Here is a 12,248-nt window from a genome sequence, read left to right as displayed (position 1 = left end):
AGCACCCACCCAATCATGGAGAACAACACAATGAAGCCATCCATCACCCATGCAATCGTTAACAACCGCCTCGGTAAAGCCTGCGCGTTCGTGGTAGTTGGCCTGCTCGCTGCCCAGGTGCACGCCGACGAAGCCGCCCTCTACGGGCCGACCGCGCCGAAAGGCTCGGCCTTCGTGCGGGTGTACAACGCCGGTAGCCAGGAAGTCAGTGCCAATGTCGGCAGCGCCAAACTCAGTGAAGTCGGCCCCCTGGCCAGCAGCGACTTCGGCTTTCTGCCAGGCGGCGACTACAGCGCCCAGGTGGGCTCACAAACCCTGCCGGTAAAACTGGCCGCCGATAAGTACTACACCATCGTCGCCCTGCCCGGCGGCCAGCCGAAACTGGTGGAAGAACCCCCATTCAAAAACAAACAGAAAGCCCTGGTGCGCGTGCAAAACCTGAGTGACACCAAGGTCACCCTGAAAACCGCCGACGGCAAAACCCCGGTGGTGGCCGACGTGGCACCTGCCGGACGAGGCGACCGGGAAATCAACCCGGTGAACGTCAAGCTGGCGCTGTTCAACGGCACGCAAAAAATCAGCGACCTCAAACCGGTGAACCTGGCCCGTGGTGAAGCCGTGGCCCTGTATGTCACCGGCAGCGGCAGCAAGCTTTCGCCGGTGTGGGTGAAACGCCCGGCCGCTACCGAGTAAATGCCTTTCGCGGCTGACCGGCCACTCCTACGGATCGCGTAACCCGTAGGAGCGGCTTGAGCCGCGATGCCCTCGATCTACCCAACCGATCTTTGCCAGGAGAAACCCCCATGATTCCAATCATCTTGTCCGGCGGTAGCGGCTCACGCTTGTGGCCTTTGTCGCGCAAACAGTTTCCCAAGCAGTTCCTCGCCCTCACCGGTGAGCACACCATGTTCCAGCAAACCCTGCAGCGCCTGGTGTTCGAAGGCATGCAGCCACCAGTGATCGTCTGCAACAAAGACCACCGCTTTATCGTGCAGGAGCAACTCAGCGCCCTGAACCTGGCCAGCCAGGCCGTACTGATGGAACCCTTCGGCCGCAACACCGCCCCCGCCGTGGCGATTGCCGCCATGAAGCTGCTTAACGAAGGCCGTGACGAACTGCTGCTGGTGATGCCCGCCGACCATGTGATCGACGATCAGAAAGCCTTCCAGCGTGCCCTCGCCATTGCCACCATTGCCGCCGAAGGCGGTGACCTGGTGCTGTTTGGCGTGCCGGCCAGCAAGCCGGAAACCGGCTACGGCTATATCAAATCCAGCCAGGATGGCGAGTTGCCCGAAGGGGTCAGCCGCGTCGAGCAATTCGTGGAAAAACCGGACGCGCAACGCGCCGCCGAATTCGTCAAATCCGGCAACTACTTCTGGAACAGCGGCATGTTCCTGTTCCGCGCCAGCCGCTTTCTGGATGAACTGAAACGCCACGACCCGGATATCTACGACACCTGCCTGCTGGCCCTGGAGCGCAGCGCCATCGACGGCGAAAACATCGACATCGACGCCGCCACGTTCGAATGCTGCCCGGACAACTCCATCGACTATGCCGTCATGGAAAAAACCACCCGCGCCTGCGTGGTACCGCTGTCCGCCGGCTGGAGCGACGTCGGCTGCTGGAGCTCGCTATGGGACGTGCATGAAAAAGATCAAGACGGCAACGTCACCAAAGGCGACGTGGTGGTACGCGACAGCCACAACTGCCTGGTGCACGGCAACGGCAAGCTGGTGTCGGTGATTGGCCTGGAGAACATCGTGGTGGTGGAAACCAAAGACGCCATGATGATCGCCCACAAAGACCGGGTGCAGGAGGTCAAGCAACTGGTCAACACGCTGAACGAGGCTGGCCGTAGCGAAACCCAGAACCACTGCGAGGTATACCGGCCGTGGGGCTCGTATGACTCCGTCGATATGGGCGGGCGTTTTCAGGTCAAACACATCTCGGTGAAGCCAGGGGCGCAGCTGTCGCTGCAGATGCACCACCACCGGGCTGAGCACTGGATTGTGGTGTCGGGCACGGCTGAGGTGACCTGTGATGAGAATGTGTTTTTGCTGACGGAAAACCAGTCGACCTATATCCCGATTGCTTCGGTACACCGCTTGGCCAATCCCGGGAAGATTCCGTTGGAGATTATCGAGGTGCAGTCGGGGAGTTATTTGGGTGAGGACGATATTGAGCGGTATGAGGATATTTATGGGCGTAATGAAGAGCATGGGGTGCAGGTGAAGACTGTGGTGCGGTAACGGTTATACGTATCGCGGCTGAATCGGATGGCCGCCCCCCTCTCCCCCAGGAACCGAGTTGTTTGTGGGAGGCTTCAGCCTCGATTCCTGCAAACGGTGGTTCTGTAGGGGCGGCTGGGCGGCATTCCGATCAGCCGCGATGCTTTTTGTGCGGGCTGCTTCGTGGTTGTGGCGTTCTTTTTTTTCGCGTGCGCTGGGCGTTTTGTTTCGCGCGTAAGGCGCGAAACAAAACGCCCAGCACACGCGGTAATGAAGACCATCACCGCCCCCGAAACAAACGACAGAACTATCAGGCCTCAACGAGGCCCTTCTCCTCCAACCGCAATTGCCGCGAATGAAACTGCTGCAAGCTCGTCCGGTGGCCAATACTCACCAAACTGCTGCCCGGCAGTTTCTCGGTCAGCAACCGATAAACCGCTGCCTCGTTCACTTCATCCATCGCCGAAGTCGCCTCATCCAGGAACAACCAGCGCGGCTCCACCAACAACGCGCGGGCAATCGCCACCCGCTGCTGCTCACCCGGCGACAACACCCGCTCCCAGTGATCTTCCTCATCCAAGCGCCCAGCCAGATGCGCCAGATTGCAGGCCTGCAATACCTCCTGCAAGCGCTCGGACGAGTACACATCATCAGCCTGGGGATAACTCAACGCCGCACGCAAGCTACCAATCGGCAAGTACGGTTTCTGCGGCAAGAACAGACTGCTTTCCGGCAGGTTCAACGCCCCGCTGCCAAACGGCCACAGGCCACTCAAGGCACGCAGCAAGGTGCTCTTGCCACTGCCTGAAGCGCCGCTAAGCAACACATGCTCACCTGGTGCGATAGTCAGATCGGATGGGTTCAACAACACACGGCCATCGGCCAGGCTCAACTGCACGTGGTTCAAACTCACCTGGCCGGCATTGCGAGTGCGCTGGATGGCGGGGTTGGCGTCCAGGTGGTCACCTTCGGCCAGGGCCTGGCGGAAGCTCAGAATCCGGTCGCAGGTGGCGCGCCAGGTGGCCAGGCTGGCGTAGGCGTCGATAAACCAGCTCATGCTCTCCTGCACATTGCCGAAGGCGGAGTTGATTTGCATCAGATCGCCCAACTGAATCTTGCCGGCGAAATAACGCGGGGCGGCAACGATCATGGGGAAAATAATCGCCGCCTGACCATAAGCCGAGCTGAAAAAAATCAGGCGTTTTTGCACCTTCATGATTTCCCAGAAATTGCTCCACACATTGGTGAATCGCGACATCAAGCGCTGGTGCTCGTTTGCTTCGCCGTTGTACAGCGCAATGCTTTCGGCGTTCTCACGCACCCGCACCAAGCCAAAGCGCATGTCGGCCTCGAAACGTTGCTGCCGGTTGTTCAGCCCGATCAGGCGACGCGCAACCAGATGCACCAGCCAGCTGCCCACCAGCGCGTAGAGCAACGCGGCCCAGAACATGTAGCCGGACACTTCGACGCCAAAGATATCCATGCTGCCGGACACGCCCCAGAGAATGACGGAGAACGACACCAAGCTGACCACGTTACGAATCAGCCCCAAGCCCAGGCTCAGGGTGCTGTCGGTGAAGCTGTTGAGGTCTTCGGCCAGACGTTGGTCAGGGTTGTCGGTGTAGCCGGCCTGTTCCAGGCGGTAGTAGTTTTTATGGGCCAGCCACGCGGAGAAATGCTGTTCGGTCAGCCAGCGACGCCAACGGATAGTCAGCATCTGGGTCAGGTACATCTTGTACACGGCAACCAATATGTAAACGGCCGCGATGCCGCAGAAGTAACCGATCAACGTGGTAAACGCCGCCAGGTCCTTGTTCTGCAGAGCGTTGTAGAAGTCGCGGTACCAGCTGTTGAACCACACCGAAATCGCCACCCCCACCAGCGACATGGCAATCACCACAATCAGCAGCAACCAGGCCATGCCCTTCTCTTCGCTGCGCCAGTACGCACTGGCCAGCTGCCAGACGCGGGAAAAAAAGTGACTGGGCAGCGCATCATTGACCGCTGAATATTCGGCGTTCTTGCTCATGAAAGGCACTCTGGGCGGTTATAAAAAAGCGCCTCTGAGGGCGCTCTTGTGGGAGGCGACAATCGGCGTATATCGACTGCGGTGTATCCGCCGATTCACCGATTAAGACAGCTTCGCGTCCTCTTGGATAGTCCAACAAAAGGTGAGTTCAGCGCCGTACCGGACGCTTCTGCAACTTGCGCTGCAAAGTCCGCCGGTGCATGCCCAGGGCTCGGGCCGTGGCGGAGATATTGCCGTCGTGCTCGCCCAGTACGCGCTGGATATGCTCCCACTGCAGACGGTCGACCGACATCGGGTTTTCCGGCACCAGGGTCGACAGATCGGCATGCTCGGAAACCAGTGCGGTCAGCACATCATCGGCATCGGCTGGTTTGCACAGGTAGTTGGCGGCGCCGCGTTTGATCGCTTCCACAGCAGTGGCGATGCTCGAGTAGCCGGTAAGGATCACCACGCGCATTTCCGCGTCCAGGGCCAGCAGCTTGGGCAGCAGCACCAGGCCGGAGTCGCCTTCCATTTTCAGGTCGAGCACGGCGTAGTCGGGCAGGTCCTGTTCGGCCAGGGCCAGCCCCTCTTCGGCCGAACCGGCAATCGACACCCGCAGACCGCGGCGGCTCATGGCGCGGGCCATCACGCGGGTGAAGGTCTGGTCGTCATCGACCAGCAACAGATGCGGTTGCTCTTCGCCTTCGATGGGGGTTTCTTCGCTCATTGGGATCTCCCGGTTCAGCTTGGCTGACGAGGCAGGCGCAGCTCGGTAAGCGTGCCGCCCTCTTCATGATTGTAGAGTTTCACCGAACCGCCAGCCCGCGTAACGCTGGCCTGGCTAAGGAACAGGCCGAGGCCGAAGCCTTTGCCCTTGGTGGTGATAAAGGGTTTGCCCAGCTGTTCGGCGATGGCCAGCGGCACACCGGCACCGTGGTCGCGAATGCTGATGCACATTTCCAGCACGTTCCAGTCCACGCGAATGTCGAGCTTGTCGGCGCAGGCATCGGCGGCGTTGTTCAGCAGGTTCAGCAGCGCCTGGGTGAGGTCCGGTGGCGGTGCCATCCGCGGTACCGAGCCGATGCCGAGAATCTGGTAGCGGTAGGTCGCTTCCGGGCGCATCAGGTGCCAGCGGTTCAGGGTGGTTTCCAGCCAGCTGGCTACCGACTGATCTTCCACGGTCAGGCGGCGATCGGCTTCGGCGGCGCGCACCAGCTGCTGCAGGGTTTCTTTGCACAGGCGCACTTGTTCCTGCAGGACGGCGAGATCTTCCTGCAGCAGGGGATCGGGGTGTTCGCGGCGCAGTTCCTTGATCAGCACGCTCATGGTCGCCAGCGGCGTACCCAACTCATGGGCGGCACCAGCGGCCTGGGTGGCGACGGCAAGCAGTTGCTGGTCGCGCATGCTTTCCTCGCGGCGCTCGGCCTGCAGTTGCACCTGGCGGCGCACGGCACCGGCCATCTTGACCACGAAGAAGGTGATAAAGGCCGCCGACAGGGCGAAGTTCAGCCACATGCCGAACAGGTGCAGGCTGATCAACATGGCTTCGTGCTGCACGCCGTGCAGGTGCAGCGGGTGGTACCAGATCAGCAAAGCGGTGTAGCCGGTCAACGCCAGGCCACTGAGCACCATGGAATACAGCCAGGGCAAGGTGGCGGCGGCGATGGTCAGCGGCACCAGGTAGTAGGACACGAAGGGGTTGGTGGAGCCGCCGGAGTAATACAGCAGCACGCTGTGGATCAGCAGGTCGCAGGCCAGTTGTGCGGCGTACTCCAGCTCGGTGACCGGCCACGGCCCACGCAGGCGCAATGCGGTGAACGCACAGAGGACGGCGGAGCAGATCAGGGTCAGGCACAGCGGCAGCCACGGCAGCGGCAGCAGATCCAGCAGATAGGCCACGCCCACCGAACTGGCCTGAGCGGCGAGCACCAGTACGCGGATCAAGCTCAGGCGCCAGAGGTTCTGGCGGCTGGCAGACAGCAGTAACACGGGGGCGAGCATGAGCGCTCCTGATGAGAGCTTCAAATGACGGGCGAGTATAACCAGCGGTGCGACAAACAGTGCCAAGTGCGGCAACGGGCCGCAGTGATTGCGCTCAGCGCTGAAATCAAAAGCTCGCGGCTGAAGCCCCCACATGGATCGTATTTCCTTGTGGGGGGGCTTTAGCCGCGATGCTCTTCGCCGCGCTCCAAGCCGTGACGGAACCCGCCCCCACCGCTACAGTCTCATGCGCGTAATCCTGCCCCGCGCCAACAAGGAGTTTGCATGTCGTCCCTCAGCCGTCTTACCGCTGCCATTGCCTTCAGTGCCGCCGCTCTGGCCGCCCTGCCCAGCCATGCCGAAGAGGCTCGTTACAATCAGGTGGCGCTGCGCGCCGAAGTCAGCCAGGACGTGGCGCACGACCTGATGAATGTCACCCTGTACACCGAAGCGCAGAACAACGATCCGGCCAAGCTCGCCGCCGACACCACGCAAACCCTGAACATCGCCGTCGAGCGCGCCCGCCAGAGCAAAGAGGTAACCGTGAAGCTCGGCAGCCGCAACAGCTACCCGATCTACGACAACAATGGCCAGCAGATCACCGGCTGGCGCGAGCGCGGCGAGATCCGTCTGGAAAGCGCCGATTTCGCCACGCTGTCCAAACTCACCGCCGAGCTGTTGAAAGACCTGAAGATGGGCAGCATGGACTTCGCCATCGCCACTCCAACACGCAAAAAGGCCGAGGACGAGCTGCTCAAGGACGCCGTCGCCGCCTTCAAGGCCCGCGCCGATATCGCCACCGCGGCCGTGGGTGGCAAGAGTTACAAGCTGGTCAGCCTGAACCTCAGCAGCGCCGGCTTCCAGCCGATCCGGCCGATGCGCATGGAAGCCATGGCGTCGATGTCGATGAGCAAGTCGGCAGCGCCGCAGGAAATCGAAGCGGGTACCAGCGAAGTGACAGTCGCCGCGGATGGTGTGATTGAAGTGCAGATGCCGTAAGTCCGGCGTTACCTGAAAGACCCAATCGCGGTTGAGGCCGCTCCTACGGATTGTGCGTTTTCGTAGGAGCGGCTTTAGCCGCGATGCTTTTAGCCCCACTCGGTGCTCCTTTCGGAAGCACTCGCCCACCGCCCCGCACCCTGCCGTTTCCCCGACCACCCGGTCAGCCCGCCGAGAGTTACAAAAACGCGACATCCTCGGACGATCCCGTCACAGCTTCTACACTCTTTGACCTATGCAGCTTGTAGTGGGCATACGCCCTGCATAGTTTCTGCGGTCTCGGCTTAAAAGGCCGACTGCAAACAACGACAACAACTTGAGGCCACCATGCATAAGAAAGTTGCCCTTCCTCTGGTACTCGCAAGCGGATTGCTCGCCAGCGCCCCCTTCGCTCACGCCGCCAGCACCCTGGTGTTCTGTTCCGAAGGCAGCCCTGCCGGTTTCGATGCCGCGCAGTACACCACCGGCACCGAGTTCGATGCCGCCGCAGAAACCATCTTCAACCGCCTGAGCCAGTTCGAGCGTGGCGGTACCGCCGTAGTACCGGGCCTGGCCACCAGCTGGGATGTCGCCCCGGACGGCCTCAGCTACACCTTCCACCTGCGCGAAGGGGTGAAGTTCCACACCACCGAGTACTTCAAGCCGACCCGTGAGTTCAACGCCGACGACGTGCTGTTCACCTTCGAACGCATGCTCAACAAGGACCACCCGTTCCGTAAGGCCTACCCCACCGAATTCCCGTATTTCACCGATATGGGCATGGACACCAATATCACCAAGGTGGAAAAACTCGACGACAAGACCGTCAAGTTCACCCTGGCGGCAGTCGATGCGGCCTTTATCCAGAACCTGGCCATGAGCTTTGCCGATATTCACTCGGCTGAGTACGCCGACAAGCTGCTGAAGGAAGGCAAAGCCTCCGACATCAACCAGAAGCCTGTAGGCACTGGGCCGTTTGTGTTCAAGCGTTACCAGAAAGATGCGCAGATCCGTTACACCGGCAACAAGGATTACTGGAAGCCGGAAGACGTGAAGATCGACAACCTGATCTTCTCCATCGTCACCGACGCCTCGGTGCGCATGCAGAAGCTCAAGGCCAACGAATGCCAGATCACCCTCAACCCGCGTCCGGCCGATCTGGACTCGCTGAAAAAAGACCCCAATCTGCTGCTGCCTGAGCAGGCTGGTTTCAACGATGGCTATATCGCCTACAACGTCACCCACAAACCCTTCGAGCAGCTGAAAGTGCGTCAGGCACTCGATATGGCGGTGAACAAGAAAGCCATTATCGACGCCGTGTACCAGAGCGCTGGCCAGCTGGCAGTGAACGGCATGCCACCGACCCAGTGGTCTTATGACGACAGCATCAAAGACGCGCCCTTCGATCCGGAAAAAGCCAAGGCCCTGCTCAAGGAAGCCGGCGTAGCCGAAGGCACCGAGTTCACCCTGTGGGCCATGCCGGTCCAGCGTCCGTACAACCCCAACGCCAAGCTGATGGCCGAAATGCTGCAAGCCGACTGGGCCAAGATTGGTATCAAGGCCAAGATCGTCAGCTACGAATGGGGCGAGTACATGAAGCGCGCCAAAGGCGGCGAGCACGACATCATGCTGATCGGCTGGAGCGGTGATAACGGTGACCCGGATAACTGGCTGGGCACCCTCTACGGCTGCGACGCCGTGGATGGCAACAACTTCTCCAAGTGGTGCGACAAGGACTACGACAAGCTGATTCAGGCTGCCAAGCGCACCACCGACCAGGCCAAGCGCACCGAGCTGTACAAGCAGGCGCAGCAGATCCTCAAGGCCCAGGTGCCGATCACCCCGATCGCGCACTCGACGGTTTATCAGCCGATGCGCACGTCGGTTAAGGACTTCAAGATCAGCCCGTTTGCGCTCAACTCGTTCTACGGCGTCAGCGTAGACAAGTAAGCCACCGACAGCCGCCTGGTTCACGCCAGGCGGTTTTCTTTTTTGTTTTGACAGCGGAGGGCATCCATGACGATTCGGGCATTGCGTTGTTCCCTCTTGCTCGCCCTCAGCTTCACCCCCTTTTTCTCTAATGCCGCCAGCCCTGAACAATCCCTGGTGGTCTGCACCGAAGCCAGCCCCGAAGGCTTCGATATCGTTCAATACACCGCCGCGACCACCGCCGATGCCTCGTCGGAAACGCTGTTCGACCGTCTGGTGCGTTTCGCCCCGGGCAGCACCGAGCTGATTCCGGGGCTGGCTGAACGCTGGGAGATTGCCGAAGACGGCCTGACCTATACCTTTCACCTGCGCTCCGGGGTGAAGTTTCACCACAGCAAGGGCTTTACCCCGAGCCGAGAATTCAATGCCGAGGATGTGCTCTGGAGTTTCCAGCGCCAGCTCGACCCCAAGCACCCCTGGCACGCACTGGCCACTCGCGGTTTCCCCTATGCCGAATCCATGGGCATGGCCGGGTTGATCGCACGTATCGAGGCACCCGATCCGCATACCGTGGTGTTTACCCTGACGCACCCGGAAGCACCGTTTCTGGCTGATCTGGCCATGGGTTTTGCCTCTATCTACAGCGCCGAATACGCCCGCCAATTGCTGGCCAGCGGCACCCCCGAGCAGCTCAATCAACAGCCCATCGGCACCGGGCCCTTTGTATTCGAGCGCTACAGCAAGGACGCGCAGATCCGCTTTACCGGCAACCCGGAGTATTGGGACGGCGCGCCGAAGATCGCGCGGCTGATTTTCGCCATCACCCCCGACCCCAATGTGCGCCTGCAACGGCTAAAGGCCGATGACTGTCAGGTAGCGGTGTACCCGAGGCCCACGGATATTCCAGCACTGCGCAACGAGCCGGAGCTGCAGGTACTGGAGCTGGATTCGCTGCTGATCGCCTACCTGGGCATCAACACCCGCCATCCACCGCTGAACGATGTGCGCGTGCGCCAGGCGATCAATATGGCCTTCGACAAGGCCGTGTATGTGCGTGCGCAATTTGGCGAAGGCGGGGCCAGCCCGGCGGTGGCACCCTACCCGCCGACCCTGTGGGGCAGCGACCCAACTATTGCCGACTGGCCCCATGATCTGGCGCGCGCCAGACAATTGTTGAAAGAAGCCGGCCAGGACCAAGGCTTCAACCTGACCATCTGGACCCGCCCCGGCGGCGGCCCGACCAACCCCAATCCCGGCATTGGTGCCCAACTGTTGCAGGACGACCTCGGCAAGCTGGGGATCAAGGCGACAATCCGCGTGTATGAATGGGGCGAGCTGCTCAAGCGCGCCAAGAACGGTGAGCATGATCTGATCTTTATGGGCTGGGCCGGCGACAACGGCGACCCGGACAATTTCCTCACCCCCAACCTGTCCTGCGCCGCCGCCCAGTCCGGAGAAAACCAGGCCGGCTGGTGCAATGCCGAATTCGACGCACTGATCACCCAGGCCCGCGGCATCAGCGACCAGGCGCAGCGCGCCGGGCTGTATCGCCAGGCCCTGGCGATTTTCCATCAGCAGGCACCGTGGATTCCCCTGGCCCACCCCAAGCAATTCAGCGTGATTCGCCGCGACGTGCAGGGCTTTGAACTGAGCCCCATGGGCTCGAACAACTTTGCCAAGGTGCGCCGTGCTCCCCGCCCGTAGGAGCGGCTTCAGCCGCGATTATCCCCTGCCCGGGGTGGGTTCTTTCCATAGTCGGTGCCCGCCATCGCGGCTGAAGCCGCTCCTACAGGAAAACGCAGTTGCCGTTGCGGCCGGCCGTCAGGAGACGCCTATGCTCTGTTGCAGGGGCGGGCAATTGCGCGAAAAATACGCGCCCTTTTCTGCCTGGGGCGGTTAACCAGGCCGCGTGGCACGCACAGAGACTGAACCTGCACCGCTGGCCGCGCTCCATGTTTCAAGCAGCACCGTCACGGGCACCACCATTAACCCGTCGACCCATAACAGCTTCGCGAACACCGACGCGAAGCGATAAGAAACGTCCGGCACCGCTGACTCTATGCGCTGCCGGGTATGCCTAACCGGCTGATGAGGAGTTCCACCCCGCGATGCTCACTTTTATTGCCCGACGCTTGGGGTTACTGATCCCCACGTTTTTCGGCATCACCTTGCTGACCTTCTCCCTGATTCGCCTGATCCCCGGTGACCCGGTGGAAGTGATGATGGGTGAACGCCGCGTCGACCCTGTCATGCACGCCGAAGCGCTGGAGCGCCTGGGCCTGAACAAGCCGCTCTATGAGCAGTACCTGAACTACATTGGCGACCTGGCCCAGGGCAACCTCGGCGAATCGCTGCGCACCCGCGAAAGCGTGTGGCACGAATTCCTCACCCTGTTCCCCGCCACTCTGGAACTGTCCCTGGCTGCCCTGCTGTTCGCCGGCACCCTGGGGCTGCTGGCCGGGGTGGTCGCTGCGCTCAAGCGCGGCTCGCTGTTCGACCATGGGGTAATGGGCATTTCGCTGGCCGGCTACTCCATGCCGATTTTCTGGTGGGGCCTGCTGCTGATCATGTTCTTCTCCGTGGGCCTGGGCTGGACCCCGGTATCCGGGCGCATCGACCTGCTCTACGACATCGAGCCGAAAACCGGTTTCATGCTGATCGACACCCTGCTCAGCGACGAAGAGGGTGCTTTTGTCGACGCCCTGCGCCACCTGATTCTGCCGGCCATTGTGCTGGGCACCATTCCCCTGGCGGTGATTGCGCGCATGACCCGTTCGGCGATGCTCGAAGTGCTGCGTGAAGACTATGTGCGCACCGCGCGGGCCAAAGGCCTGTCGCCGAGCCGGGTGATTTTTGTGCATGGCCTGCGCAATGCGCTGATTCCGGTGCTCACCGTGTTCGGCCTGCAGGTCGGTGCCTTGCTGGCCGGTGCCGTGCTGACCGAAACCATTTTCTCCTGGCCGGGCATCGGCAAATGGCTGATCGAGTCGATTGGCGCGCGTGACTACCCGGTGGTGCAGAACGGCATTCTGCTGATTGCCTGCCTGGTGATTCTGGTCAACTTCGTCGTGGATATCCTCTACGGCCTGGCCAACCCACGCATTCGCCATCAACGTTAAGGG

Annotated in this window: 9 protein-coding genes; 6 read left to right on the top strand and 3 right to left on the bottom strand. The window is 61.2% G+C overall.

The genetic code is table 11. The features are described 5' to 3' along the window. Positions 1-30 precede the first annotated feature (30 nt). Both ACVW0Y_RS20380 and ACVW0Y_RS20375 read left to right on the top strand, forming a co-directional pair. Complete coding sequence (locus ACVW0Y_RS20380; RefSeq protein ID WP_457440922.1) at positions 31-693, top strand: alginate O-acetyltransferase AlgF; 663 nt, start codon at positions 31-33, stop codon at positions 691-693. A gap of 110 nt (positions 694-803) precedes the next feature. Continuing rightward, entirely contained in the window at positions 804-2,249 is a 1,446-nt protein-coding gene (locus tag ACVW0Y_RS20375; protein ID WP_457440921.1) for a mannose-1-phosphate guanylyltransferase/mannose-6-phosphate isomerase, read from the top strand. Between the two features lie 289 nt (positions 2,250-2,538). Here the strand turns inward: ACVW0Y_RS20375 and ACVW0Y_RS20370 are convergent, their stop codons facing one another. From ACVW0Y_RS20370 to ACVW0Y_RS20360, 3 genes are all read right to left on the bottom strand, one after another. Beyond that, a complete protein-coding gene (locus tag ACVW0Y_RS20370; protein ID WP_457440920.1) occupies positions 2,539-4,257 on the bottom strand; it encodes an ABC transporter ATP-binding protein/permease in 1,719 nt (572 codons plus the stop codon). Between the two features lie 148 nt (positions 4,258-4,405). Next, positions 4,406-4,966 (bottom strand): response regulator transcription factor, encoded by a 561-nt coding sequence (locus ACVW0Y_RS20365; protein WP_457440919.1) that lies wholly within the window; start codon positions 4,964-4,966, stop codon positions 4,406-4,408. Between the two features lie 14 nt (positions 4,967-4,980). After that, positions 4,981-6,240: an ATP-binding protein gene (locus ACVW0Y_RS20360; protein ID WP_457440918.1), complete on the bottom strand. Its 1,260-nt coding sequence runs from the start codon at positions 6,238-6,240 to the stop codon at positions 4,981-4,983. 264 nt (positions 6,241-6,504) lie between these two features. Between ACVW0Y_RS20360 and ACVW0Y_RS20355 the strand changes: the two genes are divergently transcribed. The 4 genes from ACVW0Y_RS20355 to ACVW0Y_RS20340 all read left to right on the top strand — a co-directional run bounded on the left by ACVW0Y_RS20355 (position 6,505) and on the right by ACVW0Y_RS20340 (position 12,245). Next, positions 6,505-7,218, top strand: a complete 714-nt coding sequence (locus tag ACVW0Y_RS20355; RefSeq protein WP_457440917.1) for an SIMPL domain-containing protein — start codon at positions 6,505-6,507, stop codon at positions 7,216-7,218. Positions 7,219-7,545: 327 nt separating this feature from the next. Continuing rightward, positions 7,546-9,147, top strand: a complete 1,602-nt coding sequence (locus ACVW0Y_RS20350) for an ABC transporter substrate-binding protein (protein ID WP_457440916.1) — start codon at positions 7,546-7,548, stop codon at positions 9,145-9,147. Positions 9,148-9,213: 66 nt separating this feature from the next. Then, positions 9,214-10,830 (top strand): ABC transporter substrate-binding protein, encoded by a 1,617-nt coding sequence (locus ACVW0Y_RS20345; RefSeq protein WP_457440915.1) that lies wholly within the window; start codon positions 9,214-9,216, stop codon positions 10,828-10,830. A 404-nt stretch (positions 10,831-11,234) separates the two neighbouring features. Next, positions 11,235-12,245 carry an ABC transporter permease subunit gene (locus ACVW0Y_RS20340; RefSeq protein WP_457440914.1) on the top strand — a complete coding sequence of 337 codons (1,011 nt, stop codon included), beginning with the start codon at positions 11,235-11,237 and terminating at the stop codon, positions 12,243-12,245. Positions 12,246-12,248: the final 3 nt, after the last annotated feature.

This window comes from Pseudomonas sp. TE3786, from assembly GCF_054057335.1.
Note: the sequence above shows the minus strand (reverse complement) of the source record. Positions and strands in the feature narration are given on the sequence as shown.